Source organism: uncultured Sphaerotilus sp., from assembly GCF_963924895.1.
In the GTDB taxonomy this organism is placed as follows: Bacteria; Pseudomonadota; Gammaproteobacteria; order Burkholderiales; family Burkholderiaceae_C; genus Sphaerotilus.
Map to the genome: position 1 here is coordinate 1 of NZ_CAWURG010000053.1, position 23,466 is coordinate 23,466.

Here is a 23,466-nt window from a genome sequence, read left to right on the forward strand (position 1 = left end):
CCTGTACCGCAAGCACGAGGGCGCGCTGGGGATCGCCCAGCGGGCGCGCAAGAAAGGCCGGGTCCGCGCAATCCACGCCAAGATCGCCAACACGCGCAAGGACGCGATGCACAAGTTCAGCACCGGGCTGGTCGAGCGCAATGCGGCGATCTTCGTCGGCAACGTGCAGGCGAAATCGATGGTCAAGACCCGGATGGCGAAGTCCACGCTGGACGCCGGATGGTCGATGTTGAAGACGATGCTGGAATACAAGAGCCATGGGGCCGGCATCGTCTTTGAAGAGGTGAATGAAGCCTACACAACCCAGACGTGTTCGAGCTGCGGGGTCATTCCCGCGAGCAGTCCGAAAGGTAGGACAGGGCTTGGAATAAGGCGATGGACTTGCTGCGAATGCGGCGCGGAACACCACCGCGACGTGAACGCAGCCAAGAACATCGCCGCGCGCGGGCATGCGCGTCTCGCAGGAGGAATCCCCGTCCTTTAGGGCGGGGAGGATGTCAATTGCGAACACTCCGCACCGCTTGTGAACAACGTTATCCACAGGCGGCGGGGATAACAGGAGCCGGCCATGGCTGTCTGTGTTTTCGACCTGTTCAAGATCGGCATCGGGCCGTCCAGCTCCCACACGGTCGGGCCGATGCGTGCCGCGCGGCTGTTCACGCAGGGGCTGCTGCACGCCGAGTTGCTGGACCGCACTGAGCGGGTCCGGGTCGATCTCTACGGCTCGCTGGGCGCCACTGGCAAGGGCCATGGCAGCGACACCGCCGTGCTGCTCGGCCTCGGCGGGCATGAGCCGGACACGGTGGACGTGGACCTGATCTCGGCGCTGCTGGACGACCTGCGCCAGCGCCACTGCGTGCTGCTCGACGGCACCCACCCCATCGCGCTGGACGAGGCCCGCGACGTGGTCTTCCACCGCCGCGAGAGCCTGCCGCTGCACGCCAACGGGATGCGCTTCTCGGCCTTCGACACGGCTGGGGCGGTGCTGGCCGAGCGGGTGTACTACTCGGTGGGCGGTGGCTTTGTCATCAGCGAGCAGGTTGCTGCGGACGGCCAGCGCCAGAAGGTGATCGCACCCGACACCAGCGTGCTGCCGCTGCCTTTCCACAGCGGTGCCGACCTGCTGGCGCTGACAAAGGCGCACGGTTGCAGCATCGCCGAGGTGATGCGCCGCAACGAGCGCCACTGGCGCACCGACGCCGAGACCGATGCCGGCCTGCTGCGCATCTGGGCGGTGATGCAGGCCTGCGTGGAGCGCGGCTGCCGCACCGAGGGCACGCTGCCGGGCGGCTTCAAGGTGCGGCGGCGGGCGGCGGCGCTGTCGCGGGCGCTGACGGCGCTGGACGCGCGAGGGGCCAAGGCGGCCGATCCGCTGGTCGTGCTCGACTGGGTGAACCTGTACGCGCTGGCGGTGAACGAGGAAAACGCCGCCGGCGGGCGGGTCGTCACGGCGCCGACCAATGGCGCGGCCGGGATCATTCCCGCGGTGCTGCACTACTACGTCCGCTTCGTGCCGGGGGCGGACGAGCGCGGTGTCATCGACTTCCTGCTGACCGCGGCAGCGATCGGGCTGCTCTACAAGGAAAACGCCAGCATCAGCGGCGCCGAGGTGGGCTGCCAGGGGGAAGTCGGTGTCGCGTGTTCGATGGCGGCGGCGGGGTTGTGCGCGGTGATGGGGGGCACGCCCGCGCAGGTCGAGAACGCCGCCGAGATCGGCATGGAGCACCACCTGGGCCTGACCTGCGACCCGGTGGGCGGGCTGGTGCAGATCCCCTGCATCGAGCGCAACGCCATCGCCTCGGTCAAGGCGATCAACGCCGCGCGCATGGCCCTCTACGGCGACGGCACCCACCACGTCAGCCTCGACAAGGTCATCAAGACCATGCGCGAGACCGGGGCGGACATGCTGACCAAGTACAAGGAGACCGCCCGCGGGGGGCTGGCGGTCAACATCGTGGCGTGCTGAGCCTGAGAATCTGTATTCCGGGCGCTACGATGCTGGATTGACTTCCCTCTTTGTGGATGCCCCACCATGCTGACCGAACTTCTGCTGGAAAACTGGAAAAGCTACGAACAGGCGCGGGTGAGCATTGATGCGCTGACGGTGCTCATCGGCACCAACGCCAGTGGCAAATCGAATGCGCTGGACGCATTTGCCTTTCTGAACCGAATCGCTCACGGCACCGCACTCACGGCGGCGTTGCAAGGTGACGGCGTGCTGCCTGCGTTGCGTGGCGGTGTGGAGTGGGCGGCGCGGCGGCCCAATACCTCGTTCGCTGTGGGTGTGACCTGCCGCGCGGACGAGCAGACGGATTATCAGTACCGGCTGGAATGCACGCTCAGCGACAGCCGCTGCGAGGTGCTCTCTGAACAACTCACGCGGGTTCGTTACCGATTGGATCGGAACGGTCTGCGCAAACGGGATTCTGTGCTCGGGCAGATCAAGTTGTTTCGCACCGACCCCTGCGAGATCGCCTCGCCCACAGTGACCGCTCGTCTGTACAACGAAAAGCAGGGAAGCCCTCGTCAGGTGAGTCGTGTGCAGTCTGTGTTGACGCATCTGGTCGGTCAGAAGCTGCGCCAGGAAATACAAGATGGTGTCGGTGTGGTGGTTGCTGCACTCAGGGATATTTTCATCCTCGACCCGATTCCGTCGCACATGCGTGGCTATTCGCCACTGAATGAGCGACTCGATTCCGATGCGCGGAATATCGCGGGCGTGATCGCGGCGCTTCCCCAAGAAAAACAGGCGTCCATCGAATCTGTTTTGACCCGGTATGCACGGAAGCTGCCGGAAAAAGATATTCGCCGGGTATATGCTGAGCCAGTTGGAAAATTCAAGTCGGATGCGATGCTGTATTGCGAGGAGCAATGGAGCGACTCGGGAGATCCGCCAACGGTAGATGCACGGGGCATGTCGGATGGGACGCTGCGCTTTCTGGCCATCCTAACGGCTTTGCTGACCCGGCCTAGGCACAGTTTGCTGGTGATTGAGGAGGTCGATAACGGATTACATCCGTCGCGGGCGCGGATGTTGCTGGACATGCTTCGAACAGTGGGTGAAGAACAGGAAGTTGATGTGCTGGTGACGACCCACAACCCCGCGTTGCTTGATGCAATGGGCGCCGAGATGGTGCCGTTCATCACGGTGGCACACCGAAATCCGCACAGCGGACTCAGTCAATTGACGCTGCTGGAAGACATGAAGAAGCTGCCAAAACTGCTGGCGCAGGGTTCTATTGGAAAACTGTCCAGCAACGGCCTCATTGAAAAGGCTTTGCAATTGGAGATGGATTTTTCAGCAGCGGAGCAACAGGAAACCGTGCATGTCTAAGCGCGTTTTTATTTTGGATACTTCGGTATTGTGCTGCTGGTTGAAGATTCCAGGGAAAGAAACAGCCGGACCTGTGACGGATCGATGGACGCATGAGCGAATCGATCAGTTGCTGGAAACAGAGCGCCAAGCGGGAAGTATATTTGTACTGCCGCTGGCTGCCTTGATTGAAACCGGTAATCACATTGCCCAGTCCAGTGGTGATCGATTCAAGCTGGCCCATTCGCTGGTTGATCACTTGCGCAGTGCGGCAGAAGCGACGTCACCTTGGGCAGCTTTCACGGATCAGGGGCGGCTGTGGGAATCCGAGAGTCTGCTGACATTGGCCGCAGTATGGCCAGAATTGGCGGCGCAAAAGCTGACCATTGGTGATGCAACCATCAAGTACGTCGCGGAGCACTATGCATTGGCAGGCTTTCACGTCGAAATTCTGACGGGTGATGCGGGCCTCAAGGCGCATCAACCCGCTCGCTTGCCGCCGGTTCCCCGCCGTCGGCGTTGACAGCCTCGTGGCAGGGTAAGGTTAATTGGCCACGATCAGCCCTGCCTCGGGCAGGCGCACCTGGTTGTCCGTGCTGAACTGGTAGTCTTGGAACACGTGCTCGGCCGTGAGCAGCTGGTAGCGGCCGTCGGCGTGGCGGTGGGTCGTGTCCTTCAGGCGCCAGGTGAGCTGGCCGCAGGTCCAGATGTCGAAATTGCGCATCTGCGTGCACAGGCAGGTCTTGTCCATCACCGAGATGCGCTTGACGCCCGGATGCGCCGCCACTTCGCGGTTGTAGGACGTGATGTAGGCGCACTTGCCGTTCGCGTCGAGCAGGTAGCCGTAGGCCTCGCAGTTCGGGCGGATGCCGTCGCCGATGCCCGGGCTGGACTTGATCATGCGCATCGGGTAGCCGGTCGGCGAGATCTGGTTGACCTCGATGTCGTCCTCGTCGGCCTTGAAGTATTCCTGCTTGATGTCGTCGGGCAGGCCGCATTCCTTGCTCACCGTGAAGCGGGTCGCCACCTGCACGCCGGATGCGCCCATCTCCATGAAACGCACCGCGTCGCTGCCGGTGAAGATGCCGCCGGCAGGCAGCACGGGGATGTCGAGCTGCTCGGCCTTCATCCACGCCAGGATCTCGGCGACGATGGTGGCGAGGTCGTACTCGGCCCAGTCCATGCCGAAGCCGAGGTGGCCGCCGGCCAGTGGGCCCTCGACCACGATGTAGTCGGGCAGGCGGTTCAGGCGGGCATTCTTCTTCAGGAACAACTGCAGCGCGCGCAGGCTGGACACGATGATGCCGAGCTTGACGTCGCGGAAGCGCGGGTGGTCCTCGATCAGCGCGAAGGAGCCCAGGTGCAGGCCGGCGGCGAGCGTGATGCCGTCGATGCCGGCGTCCATCGCGGAGGCCATGCGCACCTTCAGCGTCTCCTTCGGGCCGTTCATCGTCAGCTTTTCCATGCAGTTGATGAACACCAGACCGCTGCCCTGCTTGCGGGTCATGGTGCTTTCGACGTGCAGGCGCGTGGCTTCGGCGAGGTGGCCCAGGTCGAACTTGACCGCGGACTTGTCCTCGGACTCGACGTTGAGCTTGTACATGGCCTGCTTGGCCTTGACGTACTTGGTCTTGTAGCGGCGGTCGGTGACCGTCTTGATCATCGCGTCCGAGATGTGGCCGACACCGCCCAGGCGCGCCGCTTCCAGCGCCAGGTCGGAGGAGGAGATGTCCACGCCCATGCCGCCGACCATGATGGGCACCAGTTCGTGGCGGCCCATCTGCATGCGGAAGTCGTCCAATCGTTTCATCGCGTATGTCCTCGGGGCGGACCCCTGTAGTTCTCAAGCCTCTTCATCAGGCGCAGCCTGCCAGTGCAGTGTGACTGTGCCACGCCGTGTGCATGGTGCGTATTGTCAGGGACTTGCCGCTTCAGTCTGGCGCGCGGTCCGCCAGGGGTCGGATTAAGCCCACATCGGTGACAGGGTCGATTTATATTGCCTAGTCAATGATTGACTGGGCAATAAAATAACTTCCCATGAACACGACCGATCCCGCAGCGGCGCCACGCCCGCCGATCTACACCGCCGAGACCTACCGGCCCGAGCGCAGTCTGGGCCTGCTGATGCGCCAGGTGCTGACCTCGATCCTGCAGGAGGCGGACCGCCGGCTGGTCGAACTGGACCTGACCCATGCCCAATGGCTGCCGCTGTTCCGCTTGCTCAACTGCCCCCACGAGACGACGGCGGTGACGCTGGCGCGCGATCTGCAGGTCGATCCGGCGGCGGTGACGCGCCTGATCGACCGGCTGGAGGCGAAGCAACTGGTGCGCCGCGAGCGCTCCTGCACCGACCGGCGCGTGGTGAACCTGGCGCTCACCGACGCGGGGCGGGCGGTGGCCGAGCGGGTGCCGCCGGTGCTGACAGAGGTGCTCAACACGCACCTGACGGGCTTCTCGGTGGAAGAGTTCGAACAACTGATGGGGCTGCTGCTGCGGCTCCTGTCCAACGGCGAGGCGATGCGCGCGGATGCCGCGACCGCCCGCCAGGAGGGTGCGGCATGAACCGCTTCAACAAGACGACCATGGTGACGCCCGGCGTCGGCGCGCTGGCGCTGGCGGCGGCGCTGGTGATGACCGGGTGCGCGAACCCGGGCCGGCCGATTCCCGTGCAGGCCGCGCTGGCGCCGACGCAGCTCGGTCTCGTGGCCGACACCGGCGCACTCGCCGCCGGCGACGGCTGGTGGAAGGCGCTCGGCGACCCGGCGCTCGACACGCTGGTCGAGCGCGCCACGGCCGACCACCCGAGCGTGCAGGCCGCGATGGCGCGGCTCGCGCGTGCGCAGGCCGCCAGCCAGGGCGCGCAGGCCAGTGACGAGCCGCAGATCGGCCTGTCCGCCGACGCGACCCGCCAGCGCTACACCGGCAATGGCCTCGTGCCGCCGCCGATCGCTGGCAGCGTGCGCGACACCGGCAATCTGCAGATCGGCGGCACGTGGTCGCTGGACTTCTTCGGCCGCCACCGTGCTGCGCTCGCCGCCGCCGTTGGCCAGGAGCAGGCGCTGCAGGCCGAGCTGTCCGCCGCCCGGCAAGCCCTGGCCGGCGCCGTGACGCGCCAGTACCTCGCACTCGCCCGCCTGCTGGCGCAGCGCGAGGTGGCCGACCGCACCATCGCGCTGCGAACGCAGACGCTGGACCTGGTGCAGCGTCGCGTGAAGGGCGGGCTGGACACCCAGGTCGAGCTGCGCCAGGCCGAATCCACGGTGCCCGATGCGCGCACCCAGCGCCTCGTGCTCGACGAGCAGATCACCCTGGTGCGCCACGCGCTGGCCGCGCTGACCTCGCAGGCGCCGACCGCGCTCGATGCGCTGGCGCCGCGGCTGGACGCGCTGCAGGTGCCCGCACCCGAAACTGGCCGCATCGGCACCGACCTGCTCGGCCGCCGCGCCGACATCGTGGCGGCGCGCTGGCGCGTTGAGGCGGCCACGCAGGGCGTGCGCGAGGCGCGGGCGCAGTTCTATCCCGATGTGCAGCTCAGTGCCTTCGTCGGGCTGAGCGCGCTCGGGCTGGACCGGCTGGTCCAGTTCGACAGCCGGCAGGCCGGTGTCGGCCCGGCGCTGCGCCTGCCGCTGTTCGATGGTGGCCGGCTGCGAGCGCAACTGCAGTCGCGCTCGGCCGATCTGGATGCGTCGATCGCGGCCTACAACGGCGCGCTGCTCGACGCGGTGCGCGAAGCCGCCGACGCGCTGACCAGCACCGCCGCCGTGCAGGCCCAGCGCACCGAGCAGGCCCGTGCGCTGCAGTCCGCCGAGCAGGCCCATGACACCGCGCAGCGCCGCTTTGGCGCCGGGCTGGGCAACTACCTGGTCGTGCTGACCGCCGAGCAGCAGCTGCTGGCCCAGCGCCGCGCTGCGGTCGACCTGCGCGCCCGCGCCTTCGACACCCGGGTGCAGCTGATGCAGGCCCTCGGCGGCGGCTACACCGCGGCCAACCTCCCGCCGGACGCGCCGCGCGCGACGGCCCAGAACAATCGATGAAGACGAGTTCCCCATGAGCAACCCCGCGACCGAAATCTCCCCGAAGGCGCCCGACACGGCCAAGCCGGCGAACCCCCGCCGCCGCGCGCTGACCACCATCGCCGCCGTGGCCGTGCTGGCCGGCGGTGCGTATGGCGCGTGGTGGGCGCTGTATGCCCGCCACAGCGAGAGCACCGACAACGCCTACGTCCAGGCCCGCGTGGTGCAGGTCACCGCACTGGCCGGCGGCACCGTCAAGGCGGTCGAGGCCGACGACACCGACCACGTCCGCGCCGGCCAGGTGCTGCTGCGGCTGGACGCGACCGACGCGAAGCTCGCGCTGGAGCAGGCCGAGGCGCAGCTCGCGCAGACCGTGCGCGAAGTGCGCCAGATCTACACCGGCAACGACACGCTCGGCACGCAGGTTGCCCAGCGCGAGGCCGACCTCAAGCGCGCCCAGGCCGACCTGGCCCGCGCGCAGGACGACGTGAACCGCCGCGCCCCGCTGGTCGAGAGCGGCGCGGTCGGCCGCGAGGAGTTCAACCACGTCACCGCGCAGCTCGCCTCGGCGCGCAGCGTGGCGGCGGCTGCGAAATCCGCGCTCGACACCGCGCACGAACAGCAGCGCAGCAACGGCATCCTCACCGATGGCGGCAGCGTCGAGTCGCAGCCGCAGGTGCAGCGCGCCGCCGGCAAGGTGCGCGAGGCGTGGATCGCGCTCAAGCGCACCGAGCTGCTGGCGCCGGTCGACGGCCATGTCGCCCGCCGCAGCGTGCAGCTCGGCCAGCGCGTGCAGCCGGGCACGCCGGTGATGTCCGTGGTCGATCTGCAGGGCGCCTGGGTCGATGCCAACTTCAAGGAAGGCCAGCTGCGTGCGCTGCGCCTGGGCCAGCCGGCCGAGCTGGTGGCCGATGTCTACGGCGACAAGGTGGTCTACCACGGCCGCATCGCCGGGCTGGGCGCGGGCACGGGCGCGGCGTTCTCGCTGCTGCCGGCGCAGAACGCCACTGGCAACTGGATCAAGGTGGTGCAGCGCGTGCCGGTGCGCATCGCGCTGGACCGGGCCGAGGTCGCGGCGCACCCGCTGCGCGTCGGGCTGTCGATGGCCGTCACCGTGGACGTGGCCAAGCAGGATGGCGCCGTGCTGCCCGCCGTGGCGGCCACCGCGCACCCGGACCGCACCGAGGTCTACGACGGCCTGGAGCGCGAGGCCGAGGCCGACGTGCAGCGCATCATCACCGCCAACCTCGGCCGGGTCGGTCTGGCCGTCTCGACCGCCCGGAAGCCGGCATGAGTGCGCCCGCCGCGACCACTGGTGCGGCCCCCTACGTGCCGCCACCACCGCTCGAAGGCGGCCAGCTCGCGCTCGGCACGCTGGCGCTGTCGCTGGCGACCTTCATGAACGTGCTGGACTCGTCGATCGCCAACGTCTCGCTGCCGGCGATCGCGGGCGATCTGGGCGTGAGCCCGTCGCAGGGCACCTGGGTCATCACCAGCTTCGGCGTGGCCAACGCGATCTCGGTGCCGCTGACCGGCTGGCTGACGCAGCGCTTCGGCGCGGTGAAGCTGTTCACCTGGAGCGTGCTGCTGTTCGTGCTGGCGTCGTGGCTGTGCGGCTTCGCGCCGTCGCTGGAGGCGCTGATCGTGTTCCGCGTGATGCAGGGGCTGGTGGCCGGACCGATGATCCCGCTGTCGCAGACGCTGCTGCTGTCGAGCTACCCGCGCACCAAGGCCGGCACGGCGCTGGCGCTGTGGGGCATGACGACGCTGGTGGCCCCCGTGGTCGGGCCGCTGCTGGGTGGCTGGATCACCGACCACGTGCATTGGGCGTGGATCTTCTACATCAACGTGCCCGTCGGGCTGCTCGCTGCCGGCATCACCTGGCGCATCTACCGCCACCGCGAGACGCCGACCCGACAGCTGCCGATCGACACCGTGGGGCTGGCGCTGCTGGTGCTCTGGGTGGGCGCGCTGCAGCTGATGCTCGACAAGGGGCATGAGCTGGACTGGTTCCACTCGCCGATGGTCATCGCGCTGGCGGTGGTGGCGGTGTTCGGCTTCGCGGTCTTCGTCGCCTGGGAGCTGACGGACGCGCACCCGGTGGTCGATCTGCGGCTGTTCACGCGGCCGAACTTCCTCTATGGCGCGCTGACGCTGTCGGTGGCCTACGGGCTGTTCTTCGGCAACATCGTGCTGCTGCCGATGTGGCTGCAGCAGTGGGTCGGCTACACCGCCACCTGGGCGGGCATGGCGATGGCGCCGGTGGGCGTGCTGGCGATCCTGCTGACGCCGCTGGTGGGCAAGAAGGTGTCGGTGTGGGACCCGCGCTGGATGGCGACCGGGGCGTTCGTGTGCTTCTCGCTGGTGCTGTGGCTGCGCAGCCGCTTCACGCTGCAGACCGACTTCGTCTCGATCCTCATCCCGACATTGATCCAGGGCGCGGCGCTGTCCTTCTTCTTCATCCCGCTGACGACGCTGACGCTGTCGGGGCTGGATCCTTCACGGGTGCCGGCCGCGGCGGGCCTGTCGAACTTCGTGCGCATCACGGCCGGCGCGATGGGCACCTCGGTGGCCACGACGATCTGGCAGGACCGCGCAGTGATGCACCACGCCCACCTCGCCGAGCGGCTGAACGCGGGCGATCCGGTGACCGACGAGGCGTTGCGCTCGATCCAGTCCGGCGGTTTCAGTCTGGAGCAGGCGCTGGCGCAGGTCGAGCGGCTGATCAACCAGCAGGCCTACACCCGCGCGGCGGACGACGTGTTCCTGGTGTCGGCGGGGATCTTCCTGCTGCTGATCCCGCTGGTGTGGCGCACCTCCAGGCCGCCGCGGCTGGGCCAGGCCGCGCCGGTCGACGCTGGCGGGGCGCACTGAAGCGGCACGCGCCGAGGCAGGCCGGTCAGACCGGCGCTTCGGCGGCCAGCAGCCGGTCGAATTCCTCGGCCAGCACCGGGCGGGCGTAGAGGTAGCCCTGCCCGTAGTCGCAGCTGGCGGCCAGCAGCAGGTCGTGCTGCGCCTGGGTCTCGATGCCTTCGGCGACGACCTTCAGGCCGAGCTTGTGCGCCATCATCACGATGCCCTCGCACAGCGCCAGCTCCGGCGAGTCCGGCTGCAGGTCGCGCACGAAGGAGCGGTCGATCTTGATGTAGTCGATGTCGAAGCGGTTCAGGTAGGCCAGCGAGGAGTAGCCGGTGCCGAAGTCGTCGAGCGCGACCTGGATGCCGGCGTCGCGCAGCTTGAGCATCTGGTCGAGCACCTGCGAGCCGGCTTCCATCAGCAGGCCCTCGGTGATCTCCAGCACGACACTGTGTCCGTCCAGTCCGAGCGCGCTCAGGTGCTCGCGCCAGCCGATCAGGTCGATCCGGTTGTTCTGGAACTGCAGCGGCGAGACGTTCACGCTGACCTGGAACTGTGGCCGCCAGACGCGCCAGCGTGCCGTCTGGTGCATCGCCTCGTGGAAGACCCAGCTGCCGAGGGCGTGGATCATGCCGGTCGATTCGGCCACCGGGATGAACTCCACCGGGCTGACCACGCCGCGTGTCGGGTGGGTCCAGCGCACCAGCGCCTCGGCCTTGCAGATCCGGCCGCTGGTCAGCTCGACGATGGGCTGGTAGCAGAGGTGGAACTGCTTTTTCTCCAGCGCCGGGCGCAGGTCGGAGATCAGCCGCATGCGCTCCTGCGCGACCTGCTGCATCGAGGGTGTGAAGTACTGGCTGCGGTTGCGGCCCTGCTGCTTGGCGGCGTACATCGCCTGGTCGGCGTTCTTGAGCAGGCCGTTGACGTCATGGACGCCGTCGGTCGGGTAGAGGGTGATGCCGAGGCTGCCCGAGACGTAGGCCTGGTCCGAACCCAGCGCGAAGGGCTCGCTCACCGCTTTCAGCACGGCCTGCGCCACCCGGGCGATCGACGATGGATCCTCCAGTCCGCCGAGCACCAGCGTGAACTCGTCACCGCCGAGCCGCGCGACGATGTCGGTGCCGCGCACGCACTGCTGCAGCCGGCGCGCGGCCTCCTGCAGCAGCACGTCGCCCCAGGCGTGGCCGAGGGTGTCGTTGACTTCCTTGAAGTTGTCGAGGTCGAGCATCAGCAGCGCCATCGACTGCCCGGAACGGTCGCTGGAGGACATCTCCTGCTGCAGCCGCGTGAGGAACATGTTGCGGTTGGGCAGGCCGGTCAGCGTGTCGTAGTTGGCCTGCTGCCAGATGAGGTCCTGCGCGCGCTTCTGCTGGGTGATGTCACCGACGCTGCCGACCATGCGCAGGGGCTGACCATCCGCATCGCGCTCGACGACGCGGCCGCGGTCCTGCACCCAGATCAGCCGGCCATCCTTGCGGCGCATGCGGTGCTCGTGCAGGTAGGCGGCACGACCCGCCAGGCAGTCGTCGAGGGCGCGCAGCATGTCGCCCCGCTCCTCGTCGGGCACGCAGAGCCAGAAGTCGTCCAGCGTGCCGCTGGCTTCGGACGGGTCGTGGCCGAACAGCGTGTACCAGCGCTGGTTCAGGGTGAGCTGGCCGCTGGGCAGGTGCCAGTCCCAGACGGCGTCACCGGTGGCCTCCAGGGCGTGCAGCAGGCGCCGCTCGCTGTCCTCGACGCGCATCTGCGCGCGGCGCAGGTCGGTGATGTCGTGCGCGATCACGAGGATGCGGGGCAGGCCGTCCGGGCCGGTGAAGGGCTTCTTGATCGAGCGGAAATGGCTGATCTCGCCGGTGCGGGCGTTGCGGGACTCCTCCAGCACGATCTCGGTCTGGCCGCTGGCCATGATGGCCAGCACGTTCTGGTGCATCGACTCGGCCATCTCGGGCGGCACGCCGAGGTCGCGGTCGAGGCGACCCACGATCGCTTCGGGGGTGGTGCCATAGAACGCGGCCACCGGCTGGTTGGCCAGCAGGAAGCGGCCCTCGTGGTCCTTCAGCAGGATGAAGTCCGGGCTTTCGTCCAGCACGGTACGCAGCAGGGCGCTCTGGGCCTGCAGGTCGGCCTCGGTGCGGTGCAGGCGATCGGCCAGCCAGCGCAGTGACCCCTCTGCTGCAGAACTGGCTTGCAGGCAGGCACGCAGGGTTTGCAGCGATTGGTCGTCCAGTGCTTCGGTCATGCAGTTCTCGCACGGTCGGGGGAGAGGGTCCAGGGGAGGACATGTACGTGGCGCCTCGTTATCGGCAGGCGCCGGCAAGACCGGATTCCGGACCCTGCCCGGGCGGTACTAGATCACGAATTTCCGGGCGCGCCCAGTGGCCTGCGCACCTTGTTTGCCACCTTCCGCACCGGTTTGCGGCCGACTCAGGTGCCCGTCGCCCGGCTGGCGGCCAGCACGACACAGGTGGTCGTCGCGTGGGCATACAGCTTGCCGTCCGCGCCGACCAGCCGGCCTTCGGCAAAACCGACCTGCCGCCCGGCGTTGATGACACGCCCCTCGGCGCGCACCAGCCCGACCTGCGGCGTCAGCGCGCGGATGTAGCTCACCTTCAGCTCGGCCGTCGTGTAGCCGCGCCCGGCGGGCAGCGTGGTGTGGACTGCGCAGGCCACGCAGGAGTCGAGCAGCGTGGCGATCCAGCCGCCGTGGATGGTGCCCATCGGATTGGCGAAGCGGGCGTGCGGGCGGCCCTGCCAGACGAAGCGGCCGTGTTCGAACTCGACCGGCCAGAAGTCCATCGTCTCGCCGATCGGCAGCGAGGGCAGCTCGCCGCGGCTGACAGCCTCGAACCATTCCAGGCCGCCCAGGTGGGCGATCTGGTCCGGGCGGGCGAGGCCGGTCGGGGCGAGGCGGGCGCGCACGCGGGCCTCGTCGGCCTCCCAGCGGGCGAGGGTGGCGGCGGTGTCGTGGTGTTCCTGGGTGCGGTGGGTGGTCATGTGCCTGGTCCTGGACGTTCGGGACTGCAGCAGACCATGCGCTGCCACGGCCCGGCTGTCACGCTGGAGTCAGCGCCGGGGCGCAGTGGGCTGCGGGCGCCCGTGAGCTTCAGGTCGTCGCGCTGACCGGCTGGATCATCGCCACCGGCTCGGGCGCCAGCAGGGTGCCCTGGCGCAGGCCGCGCACGGTGCCCATGCCGAGGCCGAACACCACCAGCGAGGTCAGCGCCAGCAGCATCGGCCCGAGGACGGCCAGCAGCCCGCCCGGCGCAGCGAGCTGCAGCGTCAGCCCCGCCAGCGCCGCCATCGGGAAGGACAGCCCCCAGTGCGCGATCGTGAACGCCTGCGCGACGATGCGGCGGGCCAGCGTGGCGGCCCAGAGGAAGCTGAACAGCGCCATGCCCCAGAGCATCCAGCCCAGCACGGGCGGCGCGCCGAGCTGCAGTGCCGACAGCCCGATCACTGCCGGCGGCGCGATCAGGATGAAGGCCGAGGGCATCAGCCGGTCCGGCCACAGGCCCTGCACGGCGATGCGCACCAGCAGCAGCGCCAGCACCAGCGGCCAGAACAGCACGCCGATGCCGAACTGCGCCGCCGACCATTCCGCATGGCCAAGCGTGACCCCCGCCAGCGGCACCAGCACGTTGCCGACCACCGGAATGATCAGCGCGGGGGTCACCACCTGCCACTGCAGCCCGCCGGCCTTGTTGCCGTTCCACCAGCGGCTGACCACCCACAGCGTCACGCCGAGCTGGCCCAGGCTGCCGGCCCACCACAGCGCGTTGGCGGCCGGATGCGCCCCGAACAGGCCGACCGCGACCGTGGACAGCAGGATCAGCGAGACCGGCATCGTCGCCAGGAAGGTGTGGCGCACCGGGTGGGCGTGGTCGTCCCGCCAGGCGTCGGGGTGGCGCAGCAGCCGCATGGCGCTCGCGGCGGCCAGCGCCAGAAAGACCAGCGCCGCCAGTCCGCCCAAGACGGCCGCGATGCTGCCGGTGACCTCGCCCATCAGCGGCGCGGCGCGCAGCCACGCCAGCGACAGGCCGCACAGCCCCATCACGATCGAGAACCAGGCGGGCGAGAGGAACTTGAGCGGAGGCTGCGTCGAGGCCATGGCGGGGTGATCAGCGGCGTGCGTGATCAGTCGAAGGAGAGGGGGGCGGGCTTGGCGACCTGACCGCCCTGGGCGATCCAGGCGTCGATGCCGCCGGCCACCGACTGTACCGAGACATAGCCCATCTCGTGCAGCGCGCAGGCCGCCAGCGCCGCGCGGCCGCCGGTCTTGCAGTAGACGACGATCTGCAGGTCGCGCCGCTCGTAGGCGGGGTTGCCGGAGAGCTTGAACTCCAGCAGGCCACGCGGAATGTTGACGGCGCCGGGCAGGTGGCCGGCGGCGTATTCGTCCGGCTCGCGCACGTCGAGCACCAGATCCGCCGCGACCAGGGCGGTGCTGGCCGCCGCCGGGGCGATTTCCGAGATGCGGGCGCGGGCGGCGGTGACGAGATCGTGGGCAGTTTTCATGGACAGACTCCGGGGTTGATGCCCTGTAGGGTAGATGACGGCACGTGGATTGACCACACTTTTGGTGCGCTGGCCTCTACCGTGGCACGGGGGCCATGATACGGGTGGGTGTATAAATGCGGTATGAAAGTTTCTGTTTGTTCTGAAGCCCCGCGTGGGCGGTCCCGGCGTCGATTCGGCTTGCTGGGTGCGGCACTGGCGCTGAGCTGGCTGGTGGCTTGCTCGAATGCCGACGAGGCCGAAGGCAGGTCGGTGAACCTGGACGTGGCGCGGGCCGAACTGGCCACCGGGCGCGTGCGCCTGTTCGACATCCGGGAGCCTCAGGAGCAGGCCACGGGTGTTGCAGCGGGGGCGACGCTGCTGCCGATGAGCCAGCTTGGCGCGCGCCTGGGCGAGATTCCCCGGGACGCGGCCCAGCCGGTGCTGCTGATCTGCCAGACCCAGAGCCGGTCGAGCAAGGTCGCGGCGGCGCTGCGGGAGCAGGGCTACACGAACGTGCGCTACGTGCACGGGGGCATGGGTGGCTGGGCGGGCAAGGGCTGGCCGCTGGTGGCGCCGCCGCGCTGATCTGTCATCCTTGTCGCCTTCTCCCTGTCCCGGACCGATCCCGATGCGCCATTTCTGGAACCAGCGTTTCGCCGAACCCGGCTACAAGTACGGCACCGCGCCGAATGCCTTCCTGCAGGCCGAGTCGGGGCGGCTGACACCTGGCGGGCGGGTGCTGGTGCCGGGGGACGGGGAAGGGCGCAACGGCGTCTGGCTGGCGCAGCAGGGGATGCGGGTCTGCTCGGTCGATTCGTCGCAGGTCGGGCTGGACAAGGCGCGTGCGCTGGCGGCCGAGCGCGGGGTGTCGCTCGACATCGAGGCAGGCGATCTCGAGGTCTGGGCGCCGATGCCGGGCCGCTGGGACGCGCTGGTACTGGTCTTCGTGCACCTGCCGTCGGCCTTCCGCGCCGGGGCGCACCGCCGGCTGGCGCGGGGACTGGCGTCGGGCGGCGTGGTGATCGTCGAGGCCTTCCACCCGGACCAGCTCGGGCGCGCCAGCGGGGGGCCGAAGGACGTCGACATGCTGTACACGCTGGCGCAGTTGCGCGACGACTTTGCCGGGCTGTGCGACGAACTGCTGGGCTGGGAGGGCGAGGTGCTGCTCGACGAGGGGCCGGGGCACCAGGGCGCCGGCTGCGTCACCCGCTACGTGGGCCGCCGCCTCGGTTGACGCGCGCCGCGGGCTGCCCGGATTCCGCAGAATTGACAGGGGTTGGCGGGGTACTTCAGGCCGCAGGGGCGAGACCGGGTGTCGATACTGCAAGCAGCGTGATTCCATCGACTGGAAGCGCTTCGAGCCCTGCCGTCACGAGTCCAACATGCCCCAATTCATCCGCAATCTTCGACTTTCGCGCAAATTTTTCCTGCTGAGTGCGGTGGCTGCAGGGGTGGTGGCGCTGCCGCTGGCGTACTCCGTGCGCAGTGTCGAGCGAGACCTGGCACGCGATCGGGCCGAGCTGGCGGGGCTCGCGCCCTCCCGCGGGCTGTTGCGATTGATCCAGCTCACCCAGCAGCACCGCGGCCTGTCCGCCGCGACCCTGAGCGGCCAGTCCGACCTCGAATCCCAGCGCAGTGCCCGCCAGGCCGAGACCGAGCAGGCGGTCGAGACCGTCGACACACTGCTCCACCAGCTGGATGGCTCGCCGCGCCTGCGGACGGAGTGGGAGCAAGTGGCGAGTGAATGGCGGGCGCTGGCCAAGGACGTGGCGGGCCGCAGCCTGTCGGCGCCACAGAGTTTCGAGCGTCACACGGCCTTGCTTGCCCGCACGCTGGAGCTGCATGGCCGTGTGCTGGACGTGTCCGGGCTGATCCTGGAGTCCGATCCGGGCACCTATTTCCTGGCCGTCGCTGGGCTCCAGAAAGCGCCGGCACTGTCCGAACTGCTGGGGCAGTTGGGGGGCATGGGCGCGCTGGCCCTGACCCGCCAGGAGGTGACCTCCGACCAGAAGGCCGGCATGCTGGTCCTGGGCCAGATGATGCAACTCCAGCTGCGCGAGGTGGCGCTCAATCTGGAGAAGGTCTTCGACGTGGAGCCGGCCGCGAAGGTCCGGCTGGCCGACAGCCTGGCCCGCGTCCAGACGGCAACCGCGACCGCGCAGAAGCTGACGCAGGAACGGATCGTGGACGCCGCGGCGCTGACCCTGGCCTCGGCCGACTACTTCAAGGCCATGACGGAATCGCTCGACCAGGTCTATGCGCTGGAGCAGCAGGCCGGTGAGGTGCTGGAGGCGAGGCTGACGGCGCACATGCAGGCGACCCGCCAGTTCGAGTGGCTGCTGCTCGGGTCCTGTCTGCTGCTGAGCGCGCTGGGCATTGCACTGGGCCGGACGGTGACGCGGTCGATCTCGGCCGCGGTGGAGTCGGCGCGTGCTTCGGCCGCGCGCATTGCCGCTGGAGACCTGAGCCATGCGCCGCCAGCGACCTCCCGCGACGAACTGGGCGAGCTGATGACGGCGATGGCGGCGATGCAGGCCTCGCTGATCCGGGTGGTGGGCAGCGTGCGCCAGAACGCCGACAGCGTGGCCACGGCCAGCGTGCAGATCGCCCAGGGCAATCTGGATCTGAGCGCCCGCACCGAGCAGCAGGCCAGCGCCCTGGAGGAAACCGCTGCGACGATGGAGCAGCTCAACACGACCGTCAGCAACAACGCCGAGAGTTCCCGGCAGGCCAACGCCCTGGCCCAGAACGCGACCAGCATCGCGGTGCGCGGTGGCGAGATGGTGGGTCAGGTCGTGGAGAAGATGGACGGCATCAGCGCCGCGTCGCGCAAGATCGCCGAGATCATCGGCGTGATCGACGGCATCGCCTTCCAGACCAACATCCTGGCGCTGAACGCCGCGGTGGAAGCCGCGCGGGCCGGCGAGCAGGGCCGCGGCTTTGCGGTGGTGGCGGGCGAGGTGCGCTCGCTGGCCCAGCGGTCGGCGGCTGCAGCGCGGGAAATCAAGACCCTGATCAACGCCAGCGTCGAGCGGGTCGAGCAAGGGTCCGCGCTGGTCAGCCAGACCGGTCGCACGGTCGACGAGGTGGTCGAGGCCATCAAGCGTGTCAGCGAGATCGTCGCCCAGATCAGCGTGGCCAGTGCCGAGCAGAGTCTCGGCGTGCAGCAGGTCGGGCAGGCCGTCGGCCAGATGGACCAGGTGACGCAGCAGAACGCGGCGCTGGTCGAGGAGTCGGCAGCCGCGGCAGAGGGACTCAAGCAGCAGGCCCACGAACTGGTGCAGGCGGTGGCGCTGTTCAAGCTCGGGTCTGCGGGGGCTGCGAGTGCCAGCGCCCAGCCGTACCTGCCGGTTGCGAACGATGCCTGGAGTGGCAGCGAGCGCCGCGGCGAGGACCGGGCCGGCAACGTGAGCCGCCCCGACTTTGCGCAGAAGGCGGCCAGGTCGATCCCCCGCCAGTCCGGGCACGCTGCACCACCAGCCTCTGCGCCCCCAGCGGCTGTACCAGAGCGCACCGGAACCGACGAATGGGAGCGCTTCTGAGTCGCTGACGATCAGTCTCAAGGCCCGGGCAGATTGGCCGATGAGCAGGATTCCTCCCCTGAACAGGTCCGTGCCATGACGATTGCAGCATTCCCCAAGGTCGAAATGATCAATTTCGGCAAGACCGACATCGAGAACGTGCTGGCCCGGCTGAATCCGGCGCAGCTCAACAAGCTGGCCTTCGGTGCCGTGGAAGTCGATGCCGACGGCAAGATCCTCAAGTACAACGCGACCGAAGGCGCCATCACGGGGCGGGATCCGCAGGCGGTGATCGGCCGCAATTTCTTCCGCGATGTCGCCCCCTGCACCAACCGGCCTGCGTTCAAGGGCATCTTCGATGCCGGCGTGAAGGACGGCGATCTGAACACCGTGTTCGAGTACGTCTTCGACAACCAGATGAAGGCCACCAAGGTGAAGGTCCACATGAAGCGCGCGATGTCGGGTGACACGTTCTGGATCTTCGTCAAGCGGCTGTGAGCGCGATGGCGACCCCGTTGCAGCGCATTGGCTGGTGGTGCGTGCCCGGCGTGCTGGAGCGGTTCCTGGCCGATCTGATCGCGGATGAACTCGCCCACCTGCGTCCGGGTGGGTGTGCCATTCCGGCGCTGCCCTGGTCGTCCGGCATGCTGCTCGATGAAGAGGGGCTGGGCCTGGATTCGCTGGAGCGGATGGCGGTGGCCTCGGCGCTGAACGAGGCGCTGCACCTGCACGAGAGCGGCGTCGAGGACCTGTTGCTGGTGCGCCGACGCTTTGGCGACTGGGTCGAACTGGCCCGCCTCGGCCTGGACCATGTCAGCCAGCGCCTGACCTTCCGCACCTCCGGCAGCAGCGGAACGCCGAAGCCTTGCGTCCACGAACTGGCCTCGCTGGAGCAGGAGGTCGATTTCCTGAGCGAGTTGCTGGCGGGGCGCCGCAGGGTGTTCAGCGCCGTGCCGGCCCACCACATCTACGGCTTCCTGTTCACCGTGCTGCTACCACTGCGCTGGGACGGTGCGGGGGTGCAGGATGTGCGTCGGGTGACGCCCCAGGCGCTGGCAGGTCTCCTGGCGCCAGGGGATCTGCTGGTCAGCCATCCGGCCCACTGGGCGCTGGTGGCACGCCATGGCGGCGGGCTGCCACCCGGTGTGGTGGGGGTGAGTTCCACGGCGCCCTGTCCAGCTGGACTGGCCGATCAGCTGATCGGGTGTGGTCTGCAGCGACTGGTGCAGGTCTACGGCAGTTCGGAAACCGCCGGCATCGGCTGGCGTGACACCCCGGCCGGACCGTTCCGGCTGATGCCGCACTGGTCCCGCCCCTGCGGCGACGACCGCGTCCTGCAACGCGAGGAGCCGCAGGGCGGACAGCGCACGCAGCCGCTGCAGGACCAGCTCGACTGGTGTGGTGCCGTGGACTTCACGGTCAGCGGGCGGCTGGACCAGGCCGTGCAGGTCGGCGGCACCAACGTGTTTCCGGACCGCGTGCGGCAGGTGCTGCTGGCCCATCCGCAGGTGCAGGAAGCCGCCGTGCGGCGCATGTCGCCCGACGAGGGCGAGCGGCTCAAGGCGTTTGTCGTGCCCCGGGCAGGCGCCGATCAGCAGGTGCTGCCCGATGAACTGGCGCGCTGGGTGGCGCAGCGCCTGACGGCTGCGGAGCGCCCCAAGGCCTTCACGCTCGGTGACCGGCTGCCGGTCAATGCCCTGGGCAAGGCCGCGGACTGGCCGTGCCGCCGATCAGAAGTCGGTCGGGCGCAGCACGAAGGTGCTCTCGGCCCCTGAGGTGAACCGGCGCGACACCGCGGCGTTGATGTGCTCGGCGTTGGTCACGAGCAGTTCGGAGAAGCTGGCGTTGCGGTGCGCGGGCTTGAAGCGGGCTCTGCACACGGACTCGCTCAGGTAGGCGACGACTTTCGTGTGGGCCAGACCGAACTGGGCCAGACCGGCGGATTCGTTGAGGTGGAAGGGTGTTCCGGGGTGGAGACTTGGGATGTGCTTGTCCTGGTGGGTACAAAGAAAAACGGGCCAGGAGCCTGAGCACCTAACCCGTTGATTTCATTACAGAATTCTGGTGGCCAAGGGCGGAATCGAACCACCGACACGCGGATTTTCAATCCGCTGCTCTACCAACTGAGCTACTTGGCCGTCAAGAGAGCGCTATTATGACACGTGAATTTCGAATCACGCAATAGCTACGCTCGAAAATATTTTCGGACGATCAACTCGCACCGCGCTTGTTGCGGGTCAGGTCAACGCCGAGTTGCTTGAGCTTGCGGTACAGGTGGGTGCGTTCCAGCCCGGTGCGCTCGGCCACACGGGTCATGCTGCCGTTCTCGCGGGCAAGGTGGAACTCGAAATAGGCCTTCTCGAACGCGTCACGGGCTTCGCGCAGCGGCCGGTCCAGCAGGAAGATCTGCTCGGCCTGGGGGCCGCTGGCCATGGTGATGCTGGGCGACAGGGTGGCGCCGCTGCCATTGGAATGGCTGTGGGACGGTGCAGCGTAGTGCGCGGTTTCCACGGCGGGCAGATAGTCCGCGCGCTCGATGCGGGCCAGGCCCTGGCTGCCCGTCTCGGGTGCGCTGGTGCCGCCCGCCGGGGCTGCGCCGCGTGGCGCCGGCTTGGACAGCCCCTGTTCGACCGCCCGCAGCAGCTTCTGCAGCGTGATCGGTTTTTCGAGGAAGGCCATCGCACCGTACTTGGTGGCTTCGACCGCGGTGTCGATGGTGCCGTGACCGGACATCATGATCACCGGCATGTTGAGCTGCGAGCCGGTGCCCCATTCCTTGAGCAGGGTGATGCCGTCCACATCGGGCATCCAGATGTCCAGCAGCACCAGATCGGGGCGCTGGCGTTCACGCAGGGTGCGTGCCTGAGCGGCGTTTTCGGCCAGCTCGACGCTGTGCCCTTCGTCGGTCAGGATTTCTTGCAGCAGGGCACGAATGCCCATTTCATCATCGACGACAAGAATATTGGCCATGGGTGATCAGGACGCGCTGACGTCGGCAGAGGGTGGGCGAGCCCACCGCGAAAAGGAAATGGATACCTGCGCCCCGGTTCGCGTCGGGCCGTGGGCAGCTTCCTGTGTTTCGTCGGACAAGTTGTTCAACCGGATCTTGGCGCCGTGTTCCTCGACGATCTTCTTGACCACCGCCAGCCCGAGACCCGTGCCGCGGGCTTTGGTGGTGACGTAAGGTTCGAACGCACGTTTCAGGATTTTTTCGGAGAAACCTGGGCCATTGTCCACCACCTTGAGGCGAATGGCACGCGCCGAGCCGTCATCCAGCCGCGCGGCCTCGGTCGAAATGGTGACCTGTCCACCTGGCTGGTCGTCCACGGCGTCGAGTGCATTCTGAACCAGATTGTGGATGACTTGCCGCAACTGGCTCGCATCTCCGGCCAACGCTGGCAGATCAGGCGCCAGTTGCGCGTGGAGCCGGCCGCTTTCCTGCTGCACCGCGTACAGGCCGAGCACCTCGGTGACCAGCTCGTTGAGGTCGATCGGCAGCAGCTGGGCGGCCGGCAGGCGGGCGTAGTCGCGGAATTCGTTGACCAGGGTCTTCATCGACTGGACCTGCGCCACGATGGTGCCGACCGAGCGCACCAGCATCTGCTGGTCCGTGCCTGTAAGTTTCGCTTCGAGCTTGTGCTGCAGCCGCTCCGCCGAGAGCTGGATCGGCGTGAGCGGGTTCTTGATCTCGTGGGCCAGCCGCCGCGCGACCTCGGCCCAGGCCACGCTGCGCTGCGCCGAGACCACGTCGGTGATGTCGTCGAAGACGATCAGGCGCGCGCCCTCGGGCAGCAGCGCGCCGCGCACCAGCAGGGTCTGGCCCGATTCGGCATGTCCTAGCGCGAGGGCTTCCTGCCAGTGGCCGCGGCCAGCGTCGCCATGCTCACCGGCATCCAGATCGGCAGCATGGGTCGAGAAGTGCTGGGCAACGGTGCGGGCGAAGGCCTCCAGACCGGGCAGCTGGTCCAGCGTCTGGCCGGCCCAGGCGCTCGGGGCGACGCACAGGATGCGGGCCGCACCGGGGTTGACGGTGTTGATCGTGCCATCGGCGTCGAAGACGATGACGCCGGAGGTGAGGTTGTCGAGGATGGTCTGCAGGTGGGTCTTGGCGCTCTCGACCTCGGCCAGGCTGCGCTGCACGAGGCCGCGCGCGTCGGCCAGCTGCTGCGTCATCACGGCGAAGGAGCGGGTCAGTCCGCCCAGTTCGTCGCGCGAGGCGAAGACCTCGGTCGGGCTCAGGTCGCCGCTGGCCACCTGGCGCACGCCCTCGGCCAGCATCACCAGTGGCCGGCCGAGCTGGTGGCCCAGGCCGGCCGCCATCAGCAGCGCACTGAAGACGCCGAGGATGAGCGTGAGCGTCAGCGTGCCGATGTACATCTTGCGCAGCCCGCCGCGGCCGAGGGCGCGCTGCTGGTACTCGCTGTACGCAGTCTGCACGCGCAGCGCGTTGGCGGCCAGCTCCGGCGGCACGAGCTGGGTGACCTGCAGGTAGCGGTCCTCGCTGCCGAGGCTGAAGCTGTTGGACGGCATCCAGGCGATCGCCCGCACGCGCGCCTGGCTGGCGGACTTGTCCAGCGGGTCGGGCGGGGTGTCCGCGTCCAGGCCTTCGAGCTGGGCGAAGACGCGCAGGTTGCGCGCCTGGCGCATCATGGTGGCGGTCGGCCGGTCGGGCAGCATGGCGGCGCCCACCACGCCGCCGGCCGACACGATCACCTGCCCGGTGGGCGACAGCAGCGCCACGCTCTGCGCCGAGAGCTGCTCGCGCAGGCGCTCCAGCGTCAGCAGCTTGAGCCGGTCGGAGTTCTCGGTGGCGTTTTCAGCGGCCAGGCGGGTCTTGGTGGCGACGTCGTTGACCAGCAGCTGCAGCGTGGTACGGCCGAGGTTGAGACCGGATTCCAGCGCGCCCTCGACCTCGACGTCGAACCAGCTCTCGATCGAACGCGAGACGAACTGGTAGGACACGCCATAGATCAGCGCCCCCGGCAGCACACCGACGAAGGCGAAGATGGCGGCGAGCTTGAACAGCAGCTTGCTGCCGAACTTGCCGTGGCGCATGCGCCGCGCCAGGTGCGTGAGGGCCACCAGGATGACCAGTCCGAGCGCGGCGGCCACCCCGATGTTCACCCACAGCAGCCACCCGTAGTTGCGCTCGTACAGCACCCGGTTGTTGGTGGCGATCGACAGCAGGAAGGCCAGCACCAGCACGGTGCCGCCCACCGCCAGCAGGGCGATCAGCAGGGTCCAGCGCAGGGAACGGCGGCTCATGTCG

21 protein-coding genes and 1 tRNA gene are annotated in these 23,466 nt (G+C 68.4%); 13 read left to right on the top strand and 9 right to left on the bottom strand.

Annotated elements, in window-relative coordinates; genetic code table 11:
- From AABN02_RS18980 to AABN02_RS18995, 4 genes are all read left to right on the top strand, one after another.
- A partial coding sequence (locus tag AABN02_RS18980) for a transposase (protein ID WP_338416481.1) occupies positions 1 to 484 on the top strand: 484 nt, incomplete at its 5' end.
- A gap of 84 nt (positions 485 to 568) precedes the next feature.
- Entirely contained in the window at positions 569 to 1,966 is a 1,398-nt protein-coding gene (locus AABN02_RS18985; protein WP_338416482.1) for an L-serine ammonia-lyase, read from the top strand.
- Between the two features lie 66 nt (positions 1,967 to 2,032).
- Complete coding sequence (locus tag AABN02_RS18990) at positions 2,033 to 3,334, top strand: ATP-binding protein (protein ID WP_338416483.1); 1,302 nt, start codon at positions 2,033 to 2,035, stop codon at positions 3,332 to 3,334.
- Positions 3,327 to 3,836 carry a hypothetical protein gene (locus tag AABN02_RS18995; RefSeq protein ID WP_338416484.1) on the top strand — a complete coding sequence of 170 codons (510 nt, stop codon included), beginning with the start codon at positions 3,327 to 3,329 and terminating at the stop codon, positions 3,834 to 3,836. The genes AABN02_RS18990 and AABN02_RS18995 overlap by 8 nt, the downstream gene beginning before the upstream one ends.
- 21 nt (positions 3,837 to 3,857) lie before the next feature.
- Here AABN02_RS18995 and AABN02_RS19000 read toward each other — a convergent pair whose 3' ends face one another.
- On the bottom strand, positions 3,858 to 5,123 hold the full coding sequence (locus tag AABN02_RS19000; RefSeq protein ID WP_338416485.1) for a nitronate monooxygenase: 1,266 nt from the start codon (positions 5,121 to 5,123) through the stop codon (positions 3,858 to 3,860).
- 227 nt (positions 5,124 to 5,350) lie between these two features.
- On the opposite strand from AABN02_RS19000, the gene AABN02_RS19005 reads away from it, so the two are divergent.
- The 4 genes from AABN02_RS19005 to AABN02_RS19020 are packed head-to-tail and all read left to right on the top strand — an operon-like array spanning position 5,351 to position 10,200.
- Positions 5,351 to 5,875: a MarR family transcriptional regulator gene (locus AABN02_RS19005; RefSeq protein WP_338416486.1), complete on the top strand. Its 525-nt coding sequence runs from the start codon at positions 5,351 to 5,353 to the stop codon at positions 5,873 to 5,875.
- Positions 5,872 to 7,347, top strand: a complete 1,476-nt coding sequence (locus AABN02_RS19010; RefSeq protein ID WP_338416487.1) for an efflux transporter outer membrane subunit — start codon at positions 5,872 to 5,874, stop codon at positions 7,345 to 7,347. Before AABN02_RS19005 ends, AABN02_RS19010 begins: the two co-directional genes overlap by 4 nt.
- A 13-nt stretch (positions 7,348 to 7,360) precedes the next feature.
- Positions 7,361 to 8,620 carry an efflux RND transporter periplasmic adaptor subunit gene (locus tag AABN02_RS19015; RefSeq protein ID WP_338416488.1) on the top strand — a complete coding sequence of 420 codons (1,260 nt, stop codon included), beginning with the start codon at positions 7,361 to 7,363 and terminating at the stop codon, positions 8,618 to 8,620.
- On the top strand, positions 8,617 to 10,200 hold the full coding sequence (locus tag AABN02_RS19020) for a DHA2 family efflux MFS transporter permease subunit (protein ID WP_338416489.1): 1,584 nt from the start codon (positions 8,617 to 8,619) through the stop codon (positions 10,198 to 10,200). The genes AABN02_RS19015 and AABN02_RS19020 overlap by 4 nt, the downstream gene beginning before the upstream one ends.
- 25 nt (positions 10,201 to 10,225) lie before the next feature.
- Here the strand turns inward: AABN02_RS19020 and AABN02_RS19025 are convergent, their stop codons facing one another.
- The 4 genes from AABN02_RS19025 to AABN02_RS19040 all read right to left on the bottom strand — a co-directional run bounded on the left by AABN02_RS19025 (position 10,226) and on the right by AABN02_RS19040 (position 14,694).
- Positions 10,226 to 12,418, bottom strand: a complete 2,193-nt coding sequence (locus tag AABN02_RS19025) for an EAL domain-containing protein (RefSeq protein WP_338416490.1) — start codon at positions 12,416 to 12,418, stop codon at positions 10,226 to 10,228.
- Between the two features lie 185 nt (positions 12,419 to 12,603).
- Positions 12,604 to 13,173: a PaaI family thioesterase gene (locus tag AABN02_RS19030; protein WP_338416491.1), complete on the bottom strand. Its 570-nt coding sequence runs from the start codon at positions 13,171 to 13,173 to the stop codon at positions 12,604 to 12,606.
- A 109-nt stretch (positions 13,174 to 13,282) separates the two neighbouring features.
- Complete coding sequence (locus AABN02_RS19035) at positions 13,283 to 14,287, bottom strand: SLAC1 anion channel family protein (RefSeq protein ID WP_338416492.1); 1,005 nt, start codon at positions 14,285 to 14,287, stop codon at positions 13,283 to 13,285.
- Positions 14,288 to 14,313: 26 nt separating this feature from the next.
- On the bottom strand, positions 14,314 to 14,694 hold the full coding sequence (locus AABN02_RS19040; RefSeq protein WP_338416493.1) for a rhodanese-like domain-containing protein: 381 nt from the start codon (positions 14,692 to 14,694) through the stop codon (positions 14,314 to 14,316).
- 123 nt (positions 14,695 to 14,817) lie between these two features.
- On the opposite strand from AABN02_RS19040, the gene AABN02_RS19045 reads away from it, so the two are divergent.
- The 5 genes from AABN02_RS19045 (at position 14,818) to pcl (ending at position 19,972) form a co-directional block, all read left to right on the top strand.
- Entirely contained in the window at positions 14,818 to 15,261 is a 444-nt protein-coding gene (locus tag AABN02_RS19045) for a rhodanese-like domain-containing protein (RefSeq protein ID WP_338416494.1), read from the top strand.
- Positions 15,262 to 15,304: 43 nt separating this feature from the next.
- Positions 15,305 to 15,910, top strand: a complete 606-nt coding sequence (locus AABN02_RS19050) for a class I SAM-dependent methyltransferase (RefSeq protein ID WP_338416495.1) — start codon at positions 15,305 to 15,307, stop codon at positions 15,908 to 15,910.
- Between the two features lie 148 nt (positions 15,911 to 16,058).
- A complete protein-coding gene (locus tag AABN02_RS19055; protein ID WP_338416496.1) occupies positions 16,059 to 18,218 on the top strand; it encodes a methyl-accepting chemotaxis protein in 2,160 nt (719 codons plus the stop codon).
- 75 nt (positions 18,219 to 18,293) lie between these two features.
- On the top strand, positions 18,294 to 18,695 hold the full coding sequence (gene pyp / locus AABN02_RS19060) for a photoactive yellow protein (protein ID WP_338416497.1): 402 nt from the start codon (positions 18,294 to 18,296) through the stop codon (positions 18,693 to 18,695).
- 5 nt (positions 18,696 to 18,700) lie between these two features.
- The gene (gene pcl, locus AABN02_RS19065) at positions 18,701 to 19,972 is read left to right on the top strand and encodes a 4-coumarate--CoA ligase (protein ID WP_338416498.1); all 1,272 of its coding nucleotides are present in this window, start codon (positions 18,701 to 18,703) and stop codon (positions 19,970 to 19,972) included.
- On the opposite strand, the gene AABN02_RS19070 is transcribed toward pcl, so the two are convergent.
- The 4 genes from AABN02_RS19070 to AABN02_RS19085 all read right to left on the bottom strand — a co-directional run bounded on the left by AABN02_RS19070 (position 19,928) and on the right by AABN02_RS19085 (position 23,462).
- Positions 19,928 to 20,077: a hypothetical protein gene (locus AABN02_RS19070; RefSeq protein WP_338416499.1), complete on the bottom strand. Its 150-nt coding sequence runs from the start codon at positions 20,075 to 20,077 to the stop codon at positions 19,928 to 19,930. The genes pcl and AABN02_RS19070 overlap by 45 nt on opposite strands.
- Before the next feature lie 182 nt (positions 20,078 to 20,259).
- Positions 20,260 to 20,335: transfer RNA gene (locus AABN02_RS19075), tRNA-Phe, on the bottom strand.
- Between the two features lie 73 nt (positions 20,336 to 20,408).
- Positions 20,409 to 21,167, bottom strand: a complete 759-nt coding sequence (locus tag AABN02_RS19080) for a response regulator (protein ID WP_338416500.1) — start codon at positions 21,165 to 21,167, stop codon at positions 20,409 to 20,411.
- Positions 21,168 to 21,173: 6 nt separating this feature from the next.
- Entirely contained in the window at positions 21,174 to 23,462 is a 2,289-nt protein-coding gene (locus AABN02_RS19085) for an ATP-binding protein (RefSeq protein ID WP_338416501.1), read from the bottom strand.
- Positions 23,463 to 23,466 lie beyond the last annotated feature (4 nt).